This window comes from Sphingomonas sp. GlSt437, from assembly GCF_048015635.2.
Lineage (GTDB): Bacteria > Pseudomonadota > Alphaproteobacteria > Sphingomonadales > Sphingomonadaceae > Sphingomonas.
Map to the genome: position 1 here is coordinate 1523126 of NZ_JBPGYA010000001.1, position 20088 is coordinate 1543213.

Consider the following 20088-nt stretch of genomic DNA (forward strand, 5'->3'; position numbering starts at 1 on the left):
CTCTACCCGCTATCTCGGCGCGATCAAACCGGGAGCATTCGTATGCAGACAATCGAGACGCTGGACGACCAGATCGCGGCGGCCGCGTTCCGCCGGCTGGTCCATCACCTGCGCCACCGCAGCGACGCCCAGAATGTCGATCTGATGGGCCTGGCCGGCTTTTGCCGCAATTGCCTGGGCGATTGGGTGGCCGATGCGTCCGGCGGCGCGCTCGACAAGGACGCCGGCCGCGCGCTCGTCTATGGCATGCCCTATGCCGAGTGGAAGGCCAAGCACCAGACCGAGGCAACGCCCGAGCAACTCGCCCGCATGACGGAAAGCGTTGCCAAAAACCCCCGTTGAGCCGCCGCCTCCGATCGCCTAGAGCCTCGCGCCTTACCCGAGAAACGGAGCACCCGACCGCATGAGCGACATTATCGCCGCCGACCAGCTACGCCTGTTCATCGAACGGATCGAGCGGCTGGAAGAGGAAAAAAAGGGCATCGCCGACGACGTGAAGGACGTCTACGCCGAAGCCAAGTCGAACGGCTATGATACCAAGACGATGCGCGCCATCGTGCGCCTGCGCCGCATGGAAAAGCATGCCCGCGATGAGGCCGAGGCACTGCTCGATACCTATAAGGCGGCGCTCGGTTTGGCGTAACCGCCCAGCTGTTCTAGACCGTCGCCGATACTGCTCAAGAGGACCTGATGGCCGGCCATTCCAAGTTCAAGAACATCATGCACCGCAAGGGTGCGCAGGACAAAAAGCGCTCGGGCATGTTTTCCAAGCTCAGCCGCGAAATCACCGTTGCGGCGAAGATGGGGCTGCCCGATCCCGACATGAACCCGCGCCTGCGCGCCGCGATCAACGCCGCCAAGGCGCAATCGATGCCCAAGGACAATATCCAGCGCTCGATCGACAAGGCGGCCAGGGGCGACACCGAGAATTACGAGGAAATCCGCTATGAAGGCTTCGGCCCCGGCGGCGTGTCGCTGATCATCGAGGCGCTCACCGACAACCGCAACCGCACCGCGACCAATGTCCGCACGGCGGTTTCCAAGAATGGCGGCAATCTGGGCGCGTCGGGCTCGGTCAGCCACGGCTTCGACCGGATGGGGCTGATCACTTACCCCGCCAGCGCCGGCAATGCGGACCGCGTGTTCGAGGCCGCGCTCGAAGCGGGCGCGGAGGATGTGACGTCAAACGAGGATGGTCACGAAATCTGGACGGCGCAAGGCGATCTCCACGAAGTCGCCAAGGCGCTGACCCCGGTGCTCGGCGAGCCAGAAGGCGCCAAGCTCGCCTGGCGGCCGCAGACGATGGTGACGGTCGGCGAGGCCGACGCCGGGCTGCTGCTCAAGCTGATTGATACGCTCGACGATGATGATGATGTCCAGACCGTGTGGGGCAATTACGAAGTGCCCGACGAGGTGATGGAAAAGCTGGGATGATGGGCACCGCCGCGCCCGCCTGGCACGCGCTGATGGTGCGCGGCTGGGTGGTGGCGGCGGCCTATCTGGGCGTGGTGCTGCTCGCGATGGCGCCGCTTGTGCACGCCGCACTGACCCCGCCAGCTTGGCTAGTCTATCTTTGCGGCCCGGCTTACATGGCGCATCAGGTGGAAGAGCATTGGGGCGATCGCTTCCGCCATTTCGTCAACGATCGCGTGCTGGGGGGCCGCGACGCGCTAACGACGAACGCCATCTGGTGGATCAATGTGCCCGGGGTGTGGGGCGTTAATCTGGCCGCGCTTTATGGAGCCGTGACGTTCGGGGAGGATGCCGGTCTGGTGGCGCCCTATCTGATGCTGGTCAACGCGGTCGGGCATGGCGCTGCGGCGCTTCGGTTCGGGTATAATCCGGGACTGGTGACGGCGCTGCTGCTCTTCCTGCCGCTGGGGATGGTGACGTTGCTGACGATATCGGCGAGCTTCGCGGCGCATGCCGTCGGGTTGTCGATCGCCGTGCTGATCCATCTGGCAATCATCGGGTTTATCATCATTCGAGCGCGCGCATGATCATCCTCGGCCTCGATCCCGGCCTCGGCACCACCGGTTGGGGCTTGATGCGCGCCGAGGGCAACCGGCTTGCTCATCTCGCCAATGGCCAGCTCAAGACCGACGCCGCCGCGCCGCTGCCGCGCCGGCTCGCACATCTCGACGCGATGCTGGCCGCGCTGATCGCCGATCACGCGCCCGACAGCGCCGCGGTCGAGGAAGTGTTCGTCAACGCCAACCCGCAGTCTACGCTCAAGCTCGGGCAAGCGCGCGGCGTGGTGATCTGCGCCTGCGCGCGCGGCGGGCTCGATGTCGGCGAATATGCCGCGCGGCTGGTCAAGAAAGCCGTGGTCGGCGTCGGCAATGCCGAAAAGGCGCAGGTCCATGCCATGGTCCAGCGGCTGCTACCCGGCGTCAAGATCAGCGGCGCCGATGCGGCCGATGCGCTAGCGGTGGCGATCTGCCACGCGCACCATCTCGCCAGCGCGCGTCAGATGCCGCGATAATGGCGATACCAGGCGACGAAACGCGCAACGCCATCCTCGAGCGGTGTCGCCGGGGTGAAGCCCGTCGCGGCAGTCAGCGCGGACACATCGGCGAAGGTCTGGGCGACATCACCCGGCTGCATCGGCTTGGGCTCGCGGATTGCGGGACGGCCGCACGCCGCCTCGATCAGCGCGATCAGCCGGTCGAGCCGTTCGGGACTGTGGTTGCCGATATTGTACAGCGCATGCGGGCTGACGCTGCCGCCGGGCTTGGCCGCGCCATCATCGACCGGCGGGCGCGCCAGCGTGGCGACGACACCGGTCACAATATCGTCGATATAGGTGAAGTCGCGCGCCATATCGCCGCCGTTGAACACGCTGATCGGCCGGCCAGCGAGGATCGCGTCGGTGAACAGCCACATCGCCATGTCGGGCCGCCCCCAGGGGCCATAGACGGTGAAGAAGCGCAGGCCTGTGAGCGGCATACGGTAGAGATGCGCATAGGTTTCGCTCATCAATTCGTCGGCGCGTTTGGTGGCGGCATAAAGCGAAATCGGCCGGTCGACCCGATCCTCGACACGGAAGGGCACGCTGGTATTGGCGCCATAGACCGAGGAGGACGACGCATAGACCATATGGACGCCGGGGAGCGCGCGCGCGATTTCCAGCATGTTCAGATGGCCGGCCAGATTGGCGCGGACATACGCGCGCGGGTTGCTGAGCGAATAACGCACCCCAGCCTGAGCGGCGAGGTGGACGATGGCGGTGAGGCGCGCGCCCGCCAACGCCGCGTCGAGCGCGACCTCGTCGGCAATATCGGCCTGGCGAAAGGCAAAGCGCGCGGCCTCTGGATGTTCGCCGATCCAGGCGAGGCGATCGTGCTTCAGGCTGACGTCATAATAGGGATCGAGGCTGTCGATGCCGATGACGTCATGGCCCTCATCAAGCAGTCGCCGCGCGACATGCGCGCCGATGAAGCCTGCCGCGCCCGTTACCAGGATCGTCATGACCGCTCCCCGCTGGACATCGCGCCGACGCTATGTGCCGCCGCAATCAGGCGAACGATGCGCGCACTGCTTTGTCCGTCACCAAAGGGATTATGCGCTTGCGCCATCGCGCGATAGGCCTCGCCATCATCGAGCAACCGGTCGACTTCTGCCACGATCCGGTCGGCATCGGCACCGATCAGCCGCGCCGTGCCCGCCGCGACGCCCTCGGGCCGTTCGGTCGTCTCGCGCATGACGAGCACGGGTTTGCCCAGCCCTGGCGCCTCCTCCTGCACACCGCCCGAATCAGTGAGAACGAGATCGCACAGCCCAAGCAGCCGAACGAAATTCGGATAATCCTGCGGCGCGATCAGCGCGACGTTGCTCAGCCCCGACAGCGCCGTTTCCATCAGCCCGCGCACTTGCGGATTGGGATGGACCGGAAAGATGATACCCACATCTTGGCGCGCCGCCAGCCGCTGCAGTGCGGTCGCGATGTTGGCGAGGCCGTCGCCGAAATTCTCGCGGCGATGCGTAGTGACGAGGATGATGCGGCGCCCGCTGAACCGCTCGGCCAGCGCGTCGAGCCCCATCGTCCGGCCGGGCTCGGCTGCAAGCCGGCGCGTCGCCTCGTGCAGCGCGTCGATCACGGTGTTGCCGACCATATGGACGCGGTCTGCCGGCACCGCCTCAGCGCGCAAGGCAGCGGCGGCGGTTTCGGTGGGGGCGAAATGCTGATCGGCGATGCTGCCGATCACCTTGCGATTCACTTCCTCGGGCCAGGGGTGATAGATGTCGTAGCTGCGCAGGCCGGCCTCGACATGCGAGACGGGTATACGGCGATAATAAGCCGCGAGTGCCGCGCACATCGCAGTTGCCGTGTCCCCCTGAACAACCACGCGATCAGGCTTTGCGCGATCGAACGCCGCGCCAAGCTCGGTCAGCAGCCGCGCGGTCAGCGCGTCGAGCGACTGGCCCGGCTGCATGACGTCAAGGTCGATATCGGGCACGATTCCGCTGAACTCGAGCACCTGATCGAGCATTTCACGGTGCTGGGCGGTTACGCAAACGATCGTTTCGAGCGCAGGCTCGGCGCGTAACGCATGGATCAGCGGGAAGAGCTTGATTGCCTCAGGCCGGGTCCCAAACACGACCATGATCCGCGGCCGCGCGCTGGGGGCGGCAGCAGCTCCGGTCGGTAAATGTGCTTCGGTCACCCTTGCCCCCGGATCGATCAGGTCAGACGCGCGTAGCGCCATCGCATTTAAATCACCGTTAACCGCACCAATATGGTCTTGATCGCGCCTTCCTTGCGGCGCCGATGGTATCCGATCAATCATGGAATGATTGACGCAGCGCGCGATCAAGGGAATAGCCCTCGCCTATGGACTCCTTCACGCTTTCCGAAACCGAGTGGCGCAAGCGATTGACGCCCGAGCAATATCATGTGCTGCGCGAGGCCGGCACCGAGCGCGCCTTTTCCGGTCGCTACGACAATAACAAGGCGGACGGCATTTATCGCTGCGCCGGCTGCGCGAGCGACTTGTTCGACAGCGCCGACAAATATGATTCGGGTTCGGGCTGGCCGAGCTTCACCCAGCCAGTCACCCCGGAAGCGGTGACCGAGCATGCCGACCAGAGCCACGGCATGACCCGCGTCGAGGTGCGCTGCGCACGGTGCGACGGCCATCTCGGTCATGTCTTCCCCGATGGTCCGCCGCCTACGGGTCAGCGTTATTGTATCAATTCGGTCAGCCTCGACTTCAAGCCCCGCTGATCGGTTGATCCTGCGCCGCCACGCCCCGCTTGTGGGCACGCGCGCGACCCTGTATCTGGCGGCAACGGCATGGCCAACGCATCGTCCTTCCTGAGCCTTGATTTCCTGCCGCCGGTTTGGCGCCGCCGCGTCATTCTGGCGCTGCAGCTGAGCGGCGGCGCGGTGCTGCTGGCGGTCATTGCGCTGATCGTCGCGGTTTATGTGACGGCCGCGCAGCTGCCGAGTTTCGATCAGCTGAAATCCTCGCCCAACGGCCAGATGATCCGCGTCCACGCCGCCGACGGCACGGTGATCGTCGCGCTTGGGCCGAGCTATGGCGAATGGCTGCCGATCGATCGCGTGCCGAAGGTGATGCAGGATGCGATGGTGTCGGTGGAAGACCGGCGCTTCCATTCGCATTGGGGCGTCGACTGGTACGGCGTCGGCCGTGGCTTGCTGAGCTCGATGGGTGGCCATGGCCGGGTGCGCGCGGTCTCGACGATCACCCAGCAGCTCGCGCGCAACGTCTTCCTGACCACGAACCGCTCGTTCACTCGCAAATTTCGCGAAGCGATCCTGGCGATGGCGCTCGAGCACAAGTTCAGCAAGGACCAGATCCTTGAGCTGTACTTGAACAAAGTCTATTTCGGCGGCGGCGCTTACGGCATCGATGCCGCGTCGCGACGCTTTTTCGGCCATGGCGCGGATACCCTGTCGATCCCCGAATCGGCGGTGATTGCCGGCTTGGTGAAAGCGCCATCGCATTATTCGCCGACCGCTGACGCCGAAGCGGCGATCGGTCGCGCTGGCGTCGTCATCAAGCTGATGCAGGATTCGGGCGCGATCACGGCCGAACAGGCCGCGAGCGCTAACCCCGCCGGCCTGAAGCTCGCGCCCGAGCCCAAGCAGAACAGCGTCCGCTACTTCACCGACTGGGCACTGCCGCAGCTCGAAGTGCTCATCGATGAGCCGTCGCGCCCGCTTGAAGTATGGACGACGCTTGATCTTGGCATGCAGCGCGCCGCCGATGCGGCGATCCGTGCCAACGCGCCCAATGGTGCCCAAGGCGCGCTCGTTTCGATCGATCGCGACGGCGCGGTGCGCGCGATGGTCGGCGGCACCGATTACGTGTCGTCGATCTATAACCGGGCGACGCAGGCAGTCCGCCAGCCGGGCTCGTCATTCAAGCTGTTCGTCTATCTGGCCGCACTCGAAGCGGGGCATCGGCCGGAAGACGTGCTGGTCGACGAGCCAGTGACGATCGACGGCTGGAGCCCGCGCAACGATTCACGGCATAATTCGGGGCCAGTGTCGCTGCGCACCGCGTTCGCTTATTCGCTCAACACCATCGCGGCAAAATTGGGCGAGGAAGTCCATTTTGCGACAGTGGCGGACATGGCGCGCCGCTTCGGCATTACCACCCCCATCTCCACTTACCCCTCGATGGTGCTCGGCACCTCCGACGTGCGGCTTATCGACATGACGCGCGCCTTCGCATCGGTCGGCAACAAGGGTGTCGCGGTAACGCCCTATGGCATCACCAAGGTGACAGCCAATGGCGAGACGATCTACAGCCATGAGGTTGATCGCAGCCACGTTCTCGTCGCGCCGTTCGTCGCCGCTGAGATGACCGACCTGCTGCAGACCGCGGTCAACACCGGCACCGGCCGCGCCGCGCAGATCGGTCGTCCGGTCGCGGGCAAGACCGGCACGACGACGTCGAACAAGGATGGCTGGTTCCTCGGCTTTTCGAGCGGGCTCACCACCGGTGTGTGGATGGGCCGCGATGACGCCAAGACGATCCCCGGCCTGCACGGCGGCACCGCGCCGGCGCGGGCTTTCGCCCAGTTCATGACCGTGGCGGTCGCCAAGCGACCGGTCGAGCAGTTCGACACGCAAGTGACGCTGCCGCAAGAGCTGCCCAATCTCGACGATGAGAGCTATTTCAACAGCCCCGACAACACGATCTATTTCGATCCCAACGGCGCTCCCGTGCAGCAGGGTCCGCAAGGCCAGCAGGGGGGACTGCCCGATCCCAATGAGGGCGGCGATCAAGCTCCCGCCGATCCTCAGGCTCAACCCCCGTCCGAAAAGCTCGACCAGGCATGGATGGACAAAGTGCTCAACCGCAACGGCCAACCGGTGCCACGCGATGGCCGCCCCGCGCCCCGCTCAGCAGAGCAGCGCCCTCAGGATTCGCGGCCGAACCAGTGAAGCGCTGCGCCGTGGCGCTTGAGCCAGGCGCGCGCCGGTGTTGGGTCTGACCCGTAAAGCTCGGCAACCAGCGCGTGGAACGCCGGGCCGTGGTTCATGTGAACGCGGTGTGCGACTTCATGCGCCACCGTCGCCCGGCGCACCCAGGCTGGGGCCAGGATCAGCCGCCAGCTATAGCGGATCGCGCCGTCGCTTGCGCAGCTGCCCCAGCGCCCGCGTGGATCACCCACCGATACCATGCTCACCGGTACGCCGGCTCGGGCAGCGTAAAAGCCGGTCTCATCGCTCAACACGCGAAGCGCTTCCGCTTTGAGCCAGGTCGATACTCGCCGTGCCACCGATTCGCGCGGCCCGCCGACGACCAGCCGGTTACCTTCGCGCGCTACCCGGCGGGGAGCGTCAGCCCGCCAGTCAATCACGATTTCCTCGTCGCCCAGCGGCACCATCGCCCCTTCGACGAAAGGTCGAGCTTGGGGCAAGCGCCGCTGCTGCGCCGCCATCCAGCCGCGCTGCCCCTCTGCCCAGCGCAATGCTTCCGCCTTGGAGACACGCGGCGGCACGGTGAGCCTCAGCTCGCCGCTCGCCGGGTTCATCGCCAGCTTGAGCCGGCGCGCACGGGGATGGCGGACGACGGTGATTGTCGCGGCAAGATCGGCAGGCGGGGGTGCAGCGCTCACAGCTCACGATCGATGAGATGGTGCTCAAGCTCGCCGGCATCAGTCTCCGACACCGTCCATCCGCGGACCGACATGCCGGCGCGATGCACCGCCTCGCGGTCGCCGCAAACGAGGTAATGCCAGTCGGGCAGCGGCAGCCCATCGGCGCGCAAGCGATAGGCGCAGGTGGACGGCAGCCAATCGATCGTCAACACACTCGCCGGGGTCAGCCGCACGCATTCGGGTACTAGTGCACGGCGGTGACGATAATCGGTGCAGGTCCCCAACCGTCGATCAAGCAGGCGGCAGGCGACGTTGGTCGGCAGCAGCTCGCCGGTATCCTCATCCTCAAGCTTATGGACGCAGCATTTGCCGCAACCGTCGCAAAGCGCTTCCCATTGCGCGCGATCAAGCGCTTCGAGCGGCGTCGTTTCCCAGAATCGGTCCGCCGGCACGCTAGCGCGCCCATTGCTCGAGATCGTCGGCAATCTCGTTCGGGGTGCCATCCTGCCGCACCAGCGCGAGCGGCTGGCCCTCGGGACCCATCAGATAGGCAACGCGGCTGTGATCAACCGTGTAGGCGCCGGTCGCATCCTTGGCTTGCGCTTTGTAATAGATGCGGAATTCACGCGCGACCTGAGCAATTTCCGCCGGCGTGCCGGTCAGCCCGACCATGCGCGGGTGGAAGGCGCCGACGAACTGCTTCAGCACCGCCGGCGTATCGCGCGCGGGATCAACGCTGATGAAGATTGGCACGATCCGCGCTGCCAGCGCAGCATCGCGCTTCTCAAGCACTTTAAGCCCGCGTGCCAGGTTCTGGACATCGACCGGGCAGACATCGGGGCAATAGGTATAGCCGAAATACATCAGCCTGAATTTGCCCGTGAAATCGCGATCGCTGACGCGCTTGCCGGTCTGGTCGGTGAGCGTGAACGGCCCGCCAATCGAGGCATGCGCCAGCGGCGGATCGACCTTTTGGGCGGCGGGTGTGCAGCCGGCGGCGAGCACAAGCGGCAGAGCCAGCGCCAGGCCGCGACGGAACAGGTCATTCATGGCGCAGCCAGCCATGATCTGTTAGGGCGCCACACGCAAGCCTGACCGCGTGCATTTGAATTGATTATGGGGACTTGGACATTGATCAAGACGCGCTTTTCCGTCCGATCATCGATCATCGTTGCGCTGATGGCGCTTGCCCCTCCGGCAACCGCGCAATTCGGCGAATCCGCCGGCTATAAATTTCTCCAGGCGGTCAAAGATGCCAAGGGTGACGAAGTAACCGAAGCGCTCAACAAGCCCGGCTCGACCATCGTCAACACCCGCGACATCAACAGCCGCGAAACTGCGCTGCACATCGTCGCCAAGCGCAGCGACGCGACCTACACCCGCTTCCTGCTCCAGCACGGCGCCGACCCCAATCTGCGCGATTCGCGTGGTAATACGCCGTTGATGGTGGCGGTGGAGCTGGGGGCAGACGGCGTCGTCAACGCACTCATCGAGTATAAGGCGAACGTCAACCTCGGCAATGACGGCGGCGAAACCCCACTGATCCGCGCCGTTCAGCGCCGGGATCTGGAATTGGTGCGCGTGCTCCTCGCCGCCGGAGCGGATCCCGATCAGGCCGATTCGCTCGCTGGCCAGTCCGCGCGCGGCTATGCCCAAGCCGATACCCGGAGCCCCGAAATCAAGCGGCTGATCGATGCGACCCCCAAGCGCGTGCGCAAGGCAGTGGCCGGCCCGAAACTCTAAAAGCCAAATACCCCCGATTCGGGGTCTTGAGCGTGAATCAACCGCCGCGCGGCGCGGCGCGCAAAGCTGAGTGTGATACGCTTCCGGGTCGGTGCGGGTAGAGCCACGGTCGCCGCCTCGCGCAGGATCGACGCATCATAGCGATCGGCGATGATAATCCCGCAGCGATCGGGCAGGAACGCTGGGCCCATCAGCGGCGCAACATCGAACCCCGCCGGCACCGCCCAGAAAAACCGATCGCAATGATCGAGATAGTCGGTCCATTTCGCGTCGCCGAGCAGATCGGCGCGCGATACCTTGATCTCGACGATGACGATCTGCCCGCGCGCATCGATCGCCATCAGGTCAACGCGGCGGCCACCTTCAAGCGGTACTTCGCCAATCGCCAGCAGATCGTGCCTGGCGAGCAGCCGCGTGACGCCGCGCGCAACATCGGCTGCGATCGGTGCCGAGGCGTCGACAAGCGGGGATGGACTGGTTGCCATCCCCACAAGCTAGAACATTAGTCGAACGGAGGGAAGGGCGCCCGGCTCAGCCGCCCGAGCCGACGTCAGCGGTAGAAGACGTGATTGCCGATCGAGGCGACGCGCGTCATCCGCCAGCCGGGCGATACGCGCCGAGCATGAAAGTAAAGCGCGCCGCCTGCGTCGCTGTCCCAGTCGCCATCCATCGCCACCATCGCGATGGCCACCGCCGTGCGGAACTGGCCGGCGATGCGCGGCTGTGCCGGCAAAGCACCGCCATGGACGAACGAGAACTGGCCTGCCTGCTTCACGACCGAGCAGACGCCTTTGGGGAAGCGGCCCGATTGGCTGCGGTTGAGAATGACCTGCGCGACCGCAAGCTGGCCGGACAACGGCTCGCCCTTGGCTTCGAAATAAACCGCCTCGGCAAGGCAACGAAGCTCTTCGTCGAGCGTTGGGGGAATCTGACGATCATCGACCGCCTCGGCGAGGCTGGCGTAACCTTCGCCATCGCCAGCCTGGCCGGTGGCTGGTTCAGTTTGCTTGATGGTCGGCGTGGTCACCGTCGTATCCACCGGGAGCGACGGCGTGGCGATCGTCGGGCGATCGAGATTGTCGGCGCGCCCTGGCGCTCCGGCGCCAGCGAGACCGATGACAGAAAACAGTGCCGCCAGACCGGCGACACGAGAAAGAAGCGACATTAAACGATCAAAATATGCGGTGAGAACGCGGCGCGGCGCTGGTTGCCGGATGCTGATATCTCAGCATGTCACCCGGAAATGGCCGACCGGGATTCCCCCCGACTGCGTCACCGAACGATATCGCACATCGCTGGCACAACGCTAAACTACAATGCCACGGCCTTTATGCTGCGGTGCGAGAGTGTCAACTAACGAGAACCGTTTCAGCGGCGAACCGTTCGGCTGATGCGATATCCAGTTCAATGACCCATAGATCGGGATCGGCGTGGCGGCGGCGCTGCCAATAATCGGCCACCTGCGTTGAATCGCACGACAAATCCGGCCCGACTCGCTCCAGGCGCGCGGCGCCGTCGATTGGTGCGACCGGCTCCAATATCCCGGAAAACCGCGACTTTTCATAGGTAAGGATCAGGATTGCGCCGTCGTGGCGGTCACCTTTTGCCAATACCATAGCAATACCGCCGGCATCGTTCACCCGCCGCAACAACGCGCCAACCCGCAGCTCGGTGGCGAGACGATCGCTCATACGGCGACACGATAACCCGGAAGCGAGGTCAGCGCGAAGCGCGATCGCATGAACGTGCCGGTGCCGCGCGCCACTTCCTCACCGGACGCATCGATCAGTCGCGCCTCGGCGATCAACACGCGGCGCTGCCCGCTCAGCCAACGCCCTTCGGCCACCGCCTCGCCGGCACCAAGCGGGCGGGTAAACAGCAGGTTGAACGCGGTCGTCAGCAGAAAACGGTCTGTGACCAGGCTGTTCGCCGCATAGAAGGCCGCATCATCGAGCATTTTGAAGTAGCTCGTGCCATGTACCGCGCCGCCCGCATGGAAATGGCGCTCATCGAGCCGAAAGTGGATTCGCGAGGCCCCACTGCCGGTGATTTCCAGCCGCGATTCGAACAGCTGGTTGATCGGCGCGGAGGCATAAAGTGCCTCGAGCGCCCGGAAATGCGCGCTGGCACCGGCCGGCGCGGCGCTGTCAGGCGGCGTCGCGGGCGTGGTCATGCGTCCACAGCGCATAAAGCGCATCCGCCGAGCCCGCGCCGCGCAACTTGGCGACAAATGCCTGATCGCGCAGCTGCCGCGACACACGTGCCAGCGCTTTCAGATGCTCGGCACCAGCATCAGGCGGCGATATCATCGCGAAGACCAGATCGACCGGCAGGCCGTCGACCGCTTCGAAATCAATGGGCGGCGCGATTTTCGCGAACACGCCAGTGACGCGATCGAGCCCGGCCAGCCGGCCATGGGGAATCGCCACGCCACCGCCGAAGCCGGTGGAGCCGAGCTTCTCGCGCTCGCTGAGCGCGCGGGCGACGGCATCGCCATCCAACCCATGCGCCCGCACCATGGCGCTGCCGATATCGGCAAACAGCGCTTTGCGGGTCTTGGCGGCAAGCCCTTCGATAACGGTCGTCGGCAGCAGCAAATCGCTGAAATCAGTCATGTTCGTCCTTCGGGACGGCCAGTGCGACCCCGACCCGGGCCAGCATCGGCGAAAGGTGGCGAATGGTGGAATGGCGGCGCCCATACGCCCGAATGGCGGGCATGGAAAGCCCCCGTGCGTGCCGTTTGCTCGCGACGCGGTCAACCGGGGCGCTGCGGCTCCACCCAGCCGATCGTGCCATCACCGCGCCGATAGACCATGTTGTAGGCGCCCGTGCCGCTGTTGAGGAACATCAGCGCCGCGGTGTTGCGCAAATCGAGCATCATCACCGCGTCCGACACGCTCGCTTCGGGCACGTCAACGCGGGTTTCGGCGATGATCAGCGGCGCGTCGCTCGGCTCGCTATCCTCGTCGAGCTCGCTGAACAGCGTGTAGCGCGCATTGTAGAACGACTCGTCGCCAACGCCATCGATCGCGCCGGCATCGCCATCGGGGGCTGGTGACGGCGCCGGCGAGCCACTGCGATCCTTCAGCCGGCGCACATAACGGCGCAGCTGCTTTTCGATCCGCTCGGCGGCGCCATCGAACGCGGCGTGCGCATCCATCCCGGCGTTGCGGCCTTTCAGGATGACGCCGTGCATCACATGCGCGACGATATCGCAAGTAAAGCCATTGTCATGCGGGCCCTTGCCGATTGTGACATGCGCGGAGAGAGCGCGCGCGAAATATTTCTCGGCAATGCCCTGCAAGCGGGTTCGGATGTGAAGCTTCAGCGCGTTGCCCGTTTCGACCTGATGTCCCGAAATCCGGATGTCCATGGCTCAGCTCCTTAACGTCAAATCGTTGATCGGCGGCCGATTGCGGCCATCGCATGGCGTCATCCCGACGCGCCGGCCTCTCCCCACAAGGCATTGCTGATCCCGGCGACGAACGCGCGATGCCGCGCCAGTTCGTCCTCGCTGGGAGCAAAAGGGCGCGGCGGCCGTGCCATCGAGGCGACCGCTGGGCGCGCGACGGCCATCTCGGCAGGCGCATCGCTCACCAGCGTCAGCCCGATCTGGCGGCCGCCTGTCAGCTCGACATAAACCTGGGCAAGCAGCTGCGCATCGAGCAGCGCGCCGTGCAGCACGCGGTGGCTGCGATCGACGCCAAAGCGGGTGCACAGCGCGTCGAGCGTATGCTTGGCCCCGGGGAAGGTCGCACGGGCGATCTGCAGCGTATCGACCATGCGATCGAGCCCGATCGCAGCGCGGCCGCAACGGCCGAGCTCGCCATTCAAGAAGCCGAAGTCGAACGCGGCGTTATGCGCGATCAGCGGTGCCTCGCCGAGAAACTCGAGCAATGCTTCGGCTTGTTGCGAGAATAGCGGCTTGTCGGCCAGAAACGCGTCGGACAGGCCATGAATCGCCTGCGCTTCCGGGTTCATCGCGCGCTCGGGATTGAAATAGCAGTGGAAGCTGCGCCCCGTCTCGACTCGGTTGATAAGTTCCACACACCCGATCTCGACCAGCCGGTCACCGCTGGAAAAGCTGAGGCCGGTGGTTTCGGTGTCGAACACAATCTCGCGCATTTTGCGCCTTATCCACCCGAGCGCGCCAACAGGCAAGCGATGACCTGCCGCACCTGATCGCGCGTTTCGTCCAGCGTGACGCCGGTATCGATCACGAAATCGGCGCGGGCACGCTTCTCCGTATCGGGCGTCTGGCGTGCATGGATGGCGGCGAAGCGATCGGCATCGACCCCCGGGCGCGCCAGCACACGCTCGCGCTGGACCGGATGCGGCGCTGAGACGACCGCGACCGCATCGACCTGGGTGTGGCCACCGGTTTCGAACAGCAACGGCACGTCGAACACCACGAGCGGCGCCGCCGAATGACGCGCCAGAAACGCGGCGCGCTCGGCGGCAACGGCAGGGTGGACGATTGCCTCAAGCCGCTTGAGCGCCGCATTATCGCCGAACACCGCGGCTCCCAGCGCGGCGCGATCGACGCCAGCAGGGCCCGTCGTTCCAGGAAATGCCGCCTCGATTGCGGGCAGCAGCGCACCACCCGGCCCTTGCAGCGCGCGCACGGCGGCGTCGGCATCGAAAACGGGCACACCTTCATAGGCGAACATCGCCGCGACGGTCGTCTTGCCCATGCCGATCGATCCGGTCAGGCCGAGCTTGATCATTTCAGGAGCAACGCCCGCAACGCATCGTCGCGCTCGCGCGGCGGCGCCTGGCCGAAGAAGAGCTCAAAGGCCAACGCTGCCTGACCGATTAGCATCTCCAGCCCGTCGACCGTTGCCAGCTCGCGCGCGTGCGCCGCAGCGAGCAACCCCGTCTCAAGCGGCGCATAGACAATGTCGTAGACCACCGCATCCTCGTGCAAGGGCGACAAGTCGAGATCGAGCGGGGGTTGCCCCGCCATGCCGAGCGCGCTCGCATTGACGACCAATGCTGCGGGAGGAAGTGCTGCGCCAAGCGGCTTTACTTCGCCCTTCAACCCGAAATGCGCGAGCAAAGCGGCCGCTTTGAGCGGCGTCCGGTTGTATAGCGTCACCGGGCCGACACCCATCCGCGCCAGTGCGAACAGCACCGCGCGCGCCGCGCCGCCGGCGCCAATCACGGCGACGGGTCGGTCGGCCAAATCGAGATCGGCAATCGGGCCCGCGAATCCCGCCGCATCGGTATTGGTGCCAATCAGCGCGCCATTGGGCTGGCGGAGGATCGTGTTCATCGCACCGATCGAGCCGCGCACGTCGCCCGGATCGTCGACCAGATCCATCACCGCAATCTTGTGTGGAATGGTGACGTTACACCCCCGCCAGCCAGCGGCGGTTCGACGCTCTGCAATATACTCGGGTAGGCCACCGGGGGTCACGTGATGCGTGCGATAATCGGCCTCGATCCCCAGCGCCTTGATCCAAAAGCTGTGGATCAGCGGCGATTTGGAATGCGCGATCGGGTCGCCTATCACTTCCGCGAACGGCACCGTCATGACGTCAGCACGCCCTGAACGCGCAGATAGTCGAGGATCGGCAACAGCGGCATGCCCATGATCGTGAACTGGCTGCCCTCGATCTTGCTGAACAGCTGAATGCCCGGCCCTTCGATCCTGTAACAGCCGACACAGCCGCTGATCGCCGGCCATTCCTGGTCGAGATAGCTTTCGATGAACGCGTCCAACAGCGGCCGCACACTCAACCGCGCGATATCGACGTGGCGCCAGATCGGCCGCCCATCGCGCGCGATTACCGCGGCGCTGATCAGCTGGTGGGTCGTGCCGGCCATCGCCCGCAAATGCGCAGCCGCATCTGCGCGATCGACCGGTTTGTCGAGCAGCATCCCGTCGGCCAACGCCACGACCGAATCGCCACCCAACACCAGCGCGCCGGGGTTAGTCTGTGAGACCTTGATCGCCTTGAGCTCGGCGAGAGCGTCGGCAATGTCGCGCGGCGCAACTTTTTGGGCGAGTAGTGCGTCCCTCACCGGCGCTTCATCGACCAGCGCCGGCACGGCGCGATGCGGCACACCCGCTGCGACCAACATTGCGCGGCGCGAAGCACTTGTCGAGGCAAGGATGATCGTCATCCGTCGCTCTGCCGCTCATTGACCAGCGCGATGATCGCGGCGGCGGTTTCTTCGATCGAGCGACGCGTCACGTCGATCACCGGCCAGCCATTATCGGCGAACAACCGCCGGGCATAAGCGACTTCGCGCGTTACTGCTTCTTGATCGACATAGGCTGTCTCGGGTGCCTGGTTGAGCGACAACAGCCGATTGCGGCGGACCTGGATCAACCGCTCCGCGCTGGTCGTCAGCCCGACAACGAGCGGGTGTCGCAACGTGAACAGCGCCGGCGGCGGCGGCGATTCGACCACGATCGGGATGTTGGCGGTCTTGAAGCCGCGATTGGCGAGGTAGATCGAGGTCGGCGTCTTGGACGAGCGCGATACGCCGGCGAGGATGATGTCGGCTTCCTCCCACTCTTCCCACGCGACGCCATCGTCATGCGCGATGGTGAACTGGATCGCCTCGACGCGCGCGAAATAAGCAGCGTCGAGCACATGTTGCCGCCCCGGTCGCGCCTTAGCTTGCTGACCCAGCAGCGCCGACAGCGCGCCATTCACCGCATCGAGCGGGGCTACGGCTGGCAGGCCCAGCACGCGGCATTGCGCCTCCAAGGCGCGGCGCATCTCGGGATTGACGAGGGTAAACAGCACTAGCCCCGGATTCTGGCCGATATCCTGGAGAATCCGCTCGAGATGCGCTTCGCTGCGCACCATCGGCCAGAAATGGCGGATCGTCTCGACGCCATCATATTGCGCCAGCGCCGCCTTGGCGATGTTATCCAATGTTTCGCCCGTGGAATCGGACAGGAGATGGACGTGAAGCCGCGTCATGCGCGCAAATCTGTGGACAACATACCCATGAGGGCTAGCGCAACCGCCCCCATCCGCCAAGCTGGCGATTGCCGTGGATAAACCGCGCGGCTATCCACAGGCGCATGAACAAGGGGCCGGCCATGCACAGTTTGTGGAAAATGGGGACGGGCAATGACGACTCCGCCAGTCAGCGCGCTGCGCGTGAAGTCAAGCTGTGTATTGAATCGGCACGGCCCGCTTAACCCGGCTATTCGCCTGCCAACCACTACAACAATCCTTATAGATTCTTCTTATTAGATAAGTTGGAAAGACCCGGAGCGCATGACGACCAAGCCCTTGCTCGCGACGTTGAAGGGGGAGCGCCAGCCGGCGCCGCCAATGTGGCTGATGCGCCAGGCGGGGCGTTATCTACCCGAATATCGCGCGTTGCGAGCCGAGAAGGGCGGCTTCCTCGATCTTGTCAACGATAGCGATGCGGCTGCCGAAGTGACGTTGCAGCCGCTCCGCCGCTTCGGCTTTGATGGCGCCATCCTGTTCTCGGACATTCTGATGGTGCCCTCGGCGATGGGTCAGTTCCTGACCTTTGGCGCCGGTGAAGGCCCGCAATTGTCACCACCGCTGATTGATCATGCGTTGGTGCAGCTGGCGGCGGTGCCCGAGCGGCTCGATCCGGTGTACGCAACGGTGCGCAAGGTCAAAGCGGCCCTCGATCCCAAAGTGACTTTTCTGGGCTTTGCCGGCAGCCCTTGGACGGTCGCCACCTATATGGTGGCGGGCCATGGCAGTCGCGACCAAGTCGAGACGCGTCGCTATGCCGATCGCGATCCAGGCGCGTTTGCCGCGATAATCGACGCAATTACGACGATGACGATCGAGTATCTCGGTCGTCAGATCGACGATGGCGTCGAAGCGGTGCAGCTGTTCGATAGCTGGGCGGGCAGCTTGTCGCCTGCCCAATTCGAGCGCTGGGTGATCGAGCCCAACGCCCGCATCATCGCCGGCGTGAAGGCGCGGCACCCCGATACACCGATCATCGGTTTCCCCAAGGGCGCGGGTGGCAAGCTCGGGGCTTATGCGCGGGAGACCGGTGCCGACGCGATTGGGCTCGACGAAACGGTCGATCCCGCCTGGGCCCATGCCAGCCTGCCCAAGGATATCCCGGTGCAGGGCAATCTCGACCCGCTCGCGCTGATCGTCGGCGGCGAGGCGCTCAACGCGCAGATCGATAGCATCATCGCCGCTTTTGCTGATCGCCCACATGTCTTCAATCTTGGCCACGGTATCCAGCAGGATACGCCGATCGCGCATGTCGAGCAGCTCGTCGCGCATATTAGGAGTCGGGCACGATGATCGGCTTTCTCGGCAGTGCCTATCCCTGGGTGAAGGTGGCACATGTCGTCTTCGTCATTTTCTGGATGGCGGGGCTGTTTATGCTGCCGCGCTACCTCGTCTATCATCAGGAAGCCGAGCCTAGTTCGCCCGAAGAAGCCCGCTGGGTCGAGCGCGAGCATAAGCTGCGCTCGATCATCCTCACCCCGGCGCTGATCGTGGTGTGGGTATTGGGGTTGGCGCTGGCGGCCAATCTGGGCGGTTTCTCCGGAGCGCCTGGGTTGGGCTGGCTTCACGCCAAAATCGCGCTGGTGGTGCTGCTAAGCGGCTATCACGGTTATATCGTCGCCTATTCGCGGCGGTTGGCCCGCGGCGAGCGGCGGTTGACCGGCAAACAACTGCGTTTGCTCAACGAAGTCCCGGGGGTAATGGCGATCCTGATCGTGGTGCTGGTGATCGTCCAGCCGTTTTAAGGTTGGACTGCAGCGTCAAATCCTTCTCCTGGCCGGGGAGGATTTAAGGGCGATCCGCCAAATCTTGACTTGCTCCTCAACCGTGCCTAGTTTCCAATCTGTCCTGCGGTGGCGTCCTGCCCCGTATTTCTCCGTCCCAGCGCCGTCGCGACCCAGCTTGCAGACCGGCGCTCAAGAACAACATCCCTGATATTTTATTCCAACGGACACTCTACATGCATCTTGCCGACCTCAAGAAAAAGACGCCCGCCGACCTCGTCGAAATGGCCGAGGAGCTGGGCGTCGAGGGCGCGTCGACGATGCGCAAACAGGATTTGATGTTCGCCATCCTCAAGGTCGAGGCGGATAATGGCGAGCAGATCATGGGTCTCGGCACCATCGAAGTGCTGCCCGACGGCTTTGGCTTTCTGCGCAGCCCTGAGGCGAATTATCTCGCCGGCCCCGACGATATCTATGTCTCGCCCAACCAGGTCCGCAAATTCGGCCTGCGCACCGGTGATACGGTTGAAGGCGAGATCCGCGGCCCCAAAGAGGGCGAGCGCTATTTCGCGCTTACCCGGCTGACCAGCGTCAATTTCGACAACCCTGATGCGCTGCGCCATCGCGTCAATTTCGACAATCTGACCCCGCTTTACCCCGACGAGAAGCTGACGCTCGACCAGCTCGACCCGACGCAGAAGGACAAGTCTGCGCGCGTTATCGATATCGTTAGCCCGCAGGGCAAGGGCCAGCGCACGCTGATCGTCGCACCGCCGCGCGTCGGCAAGACGGTGATGCTGCAGAACATCGCCAAGGCGATCACCGACAATCACCCGGAAGTCTTCCTGATCGTGCTGCTGATCGACGAGCGGCCCGAGGAAGTCACCGACATGCAGCGCAGCGTGAAGGGTGAAGTGATTAGCTCGACCTTCGACGAACCAGCGCAGCGTCACGTGCAAGTCGCTGAAATGGTGATCGAAAAGGCGAAGCGTCTGGTCGAGCACAAGAAGGATGTGGTCATCCTGCTCGACTCGATCACGCGGCTTGGCCGCGCCTATAACACCGTCGTGCCGAGCTCGGGCAAGGTGCTGACCGGTGGCGTCGATGCCAACGCGCTACAGCGGCCCAAGCGCTTCTTCGGTGCAGCGCGCAACATCGAGGAGGGCGGATCGCTCTCGATCATCGCGACCGCGCTGATCGACACCGGCAGCCGTATGGACGAAGTGATCTTTGAAGAGTTCAAGGGCACCGGCAACAGCGAAATCGTGCTCGACCGCAAGGTGGCCGACAAACGCATCTTCCCCGCGCTCGACGTCGGCAAGTCGGGCACGCGCAAGGAAGAGTTGCTCGTCGATAAATCCAAGCTCACCAAGATGTGGGTGCTGCGCCGCATCCTGATGCAGATGGGCACGATCGACGCGATGGAATTCCTGCTCGACAAGATGAAGGATTCCAAGACCAACGACGATTTCTTCGACAGTATGAATCAGTGAGAGGCTTGGATTAGCGATAGCTAATCCAAGACTCGCGAACGATCGGCCTGCGGGCGCCCAGGCGCCCGA

The 20088-nt window shown here is 64.4% G+C and carries 27 protein-coding genes; 11 read left to right on the forward strand and 16 right to left on the reverse strand.

From position 1 onward, the window contains the following. Positions 1–42 precede the first annotated feature (42 nt). From ACLB0R_RS07475 to ruvC, 5 genes are all read left to right on the forward strand, one after another. The gene (locus tag ACLB0R_RS07475; protein WP_416642641.1) at positions 43–342 is read left to right on the forward strand and encodes a DUF1244 domain-containing protein; all 300 of its coding nucleotides are present in this window, start codon (positions 43–45) and stop codon (positions 340–342) included. A 61-nt stretch (positions 343–403) separates the two neighbouring features. Then, positions 404–643, forward strand: a complete 240-nt coding sequence (locus tag ACLB0R_RS07480; protein WP_416642642.1) for a DUF2312 domain-containing protein — start codon at positions 404–406, stop codon at positions 641–643. A gap of 47 nt (positions 644–690) precedes the next feature. Continuing rightward, positions 691–1434 carry a YebC/PmpR family DNA-binding transcriptional regulator gene (locus ACLB0R_RS07485; protein WP_416642643.1) on the forward strand — a complete coding sequence of 248 codons (744 nt, stop codon included), beginning with the start codon at positions 691–693 and terminating at the stop codon, positions 1432–1434. Then, the gene (locus tag ACLB0R_RS07490) at positions 1431–2000 is read left to right on the forward strand and encodes an HXXEE domain-containing protein (protein ID WP_416642644.1); all 570 of its coding nucleotides are present in this window, start codon (positions 1431–1433) and stop codon (positions 1998–2000) included. Before ACLB0R_RS07485 ends, ACLB0R_RS07490 begins: the two co-directional genes overlap by 4 nt. Further along, positions 1997–2485: a crossover junction endodeoxyribonuclease RuvC gene (ruvC, locus tag ACLB0R_RS07495; RefSeq protein ID WP_416642645.1), complete on the forward strand. Its 489-nt coding sequence runs from the start codon at positions 1997–1999 to the stop codon at positions 2483–2485. The genes ACLB0R_RS07490 and ruvC overlap by 4 nt, the downstream gene beginning before the upstream one ends. Here ruvC and ACLB0R_RS07500 read toward each other — a convergent pair. Next, positions 2470–3471, reverse strand: a complete 1002-nt coding sequence (locus tag ACLB0R_RS07500; RefSeq protein ID WP_416642646.1) for an SDR family NAD(P)-dependent oxidoreductase — start codon at positions 3469–3471, stop codon at positions 2470–2472. The genes ruvC and ACLB0R_RS07500 overlap by 16 nt on opposite strands. Beyond that, on the reverse strand, positions 3468–4607 hold the full coding sequence (gene wecB, locus ACLB0R_RS07505) for a non-hydrolyzing UDP-N-acetylglucosamine 2-epimerase (RefSeq protein WP_416642647.1): 1140 nt from the start codon (positions 4605–4607) through the stop codon (positions 3468–3470). The genes ACLB0R_RS07500 and wecB overlap by 4 nt, the downstream gene beginning before the upstream one ends. A gap of 227 nt (positions 4608–4834) precedes the next feature. Between wecB and msrB the strand changes: the two genes are divergently transcribed. Next, positions 4835–5227 carry a peptide-methionine (R)-S-oxide reductase MsrB gene (msrB, locus tag ACLB0R_RS07510; RefSeq protein WP_416642648.1) on the forward strand — a complete coding sequence of 131 codons (393 nt, stop codon included), beginning with the start codon at positions 4835–4837 and terminating at the stop codon, positions 5225–5227. 69 nt (positions 5228–5296) lie between these two features. Further along, the gene (locus ACLB0R_RS07515) at positions 5297–7420 is read left to right on the forward strand and encodes a transglycosylase domain-containing protein (RefSeq protein WP_416642649.1); all 2124 of its coding nucleotides are present in this window, start codon (positions 5297–5299) and stop codon (positions 7418–7420) included. Here ACLB0R_RS07515 and ACLB0R_RS07520 read toward each other — a convergent pair. From ACLB0R_RS07520 to ACLB0R_RS07530, 3 genes are all read right to left on the reverse strand, one after another. Then, positions 7396–8013, reverse strand: coding sequence for a M48 family metallopeptidase (locus tag ACLB0R_RS07520; RefSeq protein ID WP_416643037.1), 618 nt, complete (start codon positions 8011–8013; stop codon positions 7396–7398). The genes ACLB0R_RS07515 and ACLB0R_RS07520 overlap by 25 nt on opposite strands. Before the next feature lie 80 nt (positions 8014–8093). Further along, a complete protein-coding gene (locus tag ACLB0R_RS07525; protein ID WP_416642650.1) occupies positions 8094–8582 on the reverse strand; it encodes a YcgN family cysteine cluster protein in 489 nt (162 codons plus the stop codon). Next, positions 8533–9129, reverse strand: coding sequence for an SCO family protein (locus ACLB0R_RS07530; protein ID WP_416642651.1), 597 nt, complete (start codon positions 9127–9129; stop codon positions 8533–8535). The genes ACLB0R_RS07525 and ACLB0R_RS07530 overlap by 50 nt, the downstream gene beginning before the upstream one ends. Positions 9130–9210: 81 nt before the next feature. Here ACLB0R_RS07530 and ACLB0R_RS07535 point away from each other — a divergent pair, with 81 nt between their 5' ends. Then, positions 9211–9822, forward strand: coding sequence for an ankyrin repeat domain-containing protein (locus tag ACLB0R_RS07535; RefSeq protein WP_416642652.1), 612 nt, complete (start codon positions 9211–9213; stop codon positions 9820–9822). On the opposite strand, the gene ACLB0R_RS07540 is transcribed toward ACLB0R_RS07535, so the two are convergent. The 11 genes from ACLB0R_RS07540 to ACLB0R_RS07590 all read right to left on the reverse strand — a co-directional run bounded on the left by ACLB0R_RS07540 (position 9819) and on the right by ACLB0R_RS07590 (position 16763). Beyond that, entirely contained in the window at positions 9819–10307 is a 489-nt protein-coding gene (locus tag ACLB0R_RS07540; RefSeq protein WP_416642653.1) for an MmcB family DNA repair protein, read from the reverse strand. The two genes, ACLB0R_RS07535 and ACLB0R_RS07540, sit on opposite strands and share 4 nt — an antisense overlap. A 65-nt stretch (positions 10308–10372) precedes the next feature. After that, positions 10373–10987: a cell wall hydrolase gene (locus tag ACLB0R_RS07545; protein WP_416642654.1), complete on the reverse strand. Its 615-nt coding sequence runs from the start codon at positions 10985–10987 to the stop codon at positions 10373–10375. A gap of 184 nt (positions 10988–11171) precedes the next feature. After that, positions 11172–11513 carry a DUF1491 family protein gene (locus ACLB0R_RS07550; RefSeq protein WP_416642655.1) on the reverse strand — a complete coding sequence of 114 codons (342 nt, stop codon included), beginning with the start codon at positions 11511–11513 and terminating at the stop codon, positions 11172–11174. Continuing rightward, positions 11510–11995, reverse strand: a complete 486-nt coding sequence (locus ACLB0R_RS07555; RefSeq protein ID WP_416642656.1) for a PaaI family thioesterase — start codon at positions 11993–11995, stop codon at positions 11510–11512. Before ACLB0R_RS07555 ends, ACLB0R_RS07550 begins: the two co-directional genes overlap by 4 nt. Beyond that, the gene (locus ACLB0R_RS07560) at positions 11970–12437 is read right to left on the reverse strand and encodes a PTS sugar transporter subunit IIA (protein WP_416642657.1); all 468 of its coding nucleotides are present in this window, start codon (positions 12435–12437) and stop codon (positions 11970–11972) included. Before ACLB0R_RS07560 ends, ACLB0R_RS07555 begins: the two co-directional genes overlap by 26 nt. A 140-nt stretch (positions 12438–12577) precedes the next feature. Then, a complete protein-coding gene (hpf, locus tag ACLB0R_RS07565; protein WP_416642658.1) occupies positions 12578–13195 on the reverse strand; it encodes a ribosome hibernation-promoting factor, HPF/YfiA family in 618 nt (205 codons plus the stop codon). 59 nt (positions 13196–13254) lie between these two features. Then, a complete protein-coding gene (gene dnaQ / locus ACLB0R_RS07570; RefSeq protein WP_416642659.1) occupies positions 13255–13947 on the reverse strand; it encodes a DNA polymerase III subunit epsilon in 693 nt (230 codons plus the stop codon). An 8-nt stretch (positions 13948–13955) separates the two neighbouring features. Beyond that, entirely contained in the window at positions 13956–14549 is a 594-nt protein-coding gene (gene coaE, locus ACLB0R_RS07575; RefSeq protein ID WP_416642660.1) for a dephospho-CoA kinase, read from the reverse strand. Then, complete coding sequence (gene aroE, locus ACLB0R_RS07580; protein WP_416642661.1) at positions 14546–15358, reverse strand: shikimate dehydrogenase; 813 nt, start codon at positions 15356–15358, stop codon at positions 14546–14548. Before aroE ends, coaE begins: the two co-directional genes overlap by 4 nt. Beyond that, positions 15355–15951, reverse strand: coding sequence for a Maf family protein (locus ACLB0R_RS07585; protein ID WP_416642662.1), 597 nt, complete (start codon positions 15949–15951; stop codon positions 15355–15357). Before ACLB0R_RS07585 ends, aroE begins: the two co-directional genes overlap by 4 nt. After that, positions 15948–16763, reverse strand: a complete 816-nt coding sequence (locus ACLB0R_RS07590; protein ID WP_416642663.1) for a pyruvate, water dikinase regulatory protein — start codon at positions 16761–16763, stop codon at positions 15948–15950. The genes ACLB0R_RS07585 and ACLB0R_RS07590 overlap by 4 nt, the downstream gene beginning before the upstream one ends. Positions 16764–17066: 303 nt before the next feature. Between ACLB0R_RS07590 and hemE the strand changes: the two genes are divergently transcribed. From hemE to rho, 3 genes are all read left to right on the forward strand, one after another. After that, a complete protein-coding gene (hemE, locus tag ACLB0R_RS07595; RefSeq protein ID WP_416642664.1) occupies positions 17067–18095 on the forward strand; it encodes a uroporphyrinogen decarboxylase in 1029 nt (342 codons plus the stop codon). Continuing rightward, entirely contained in the window at positions 18092–18547 is a 456-nt protein-coding gene (locus ACLB0R_RS07600; protein ID WP_416642665.1) for a CopD family protein, read from the forward strand. The genes hemE and ACLB0R_RS07600 overlap by 4 nt, the downstream gene beginning before the upstream one ends. Before the next feature lie 215 nt (positions 18548–18762). Further along, on the forward strand, positions 18763–20019 hold the full coding sequence (gene rho / locus ACLB0R_RS07605) for a transcription termination factor Rho (RefSeq protein ID WP_416642666.1): 1257 nt from the start codon (positions 18763–18765) through the stop codon (positions 20017–20019). Positions 20020–20088 lie beyond the last annotated feature (69 nt).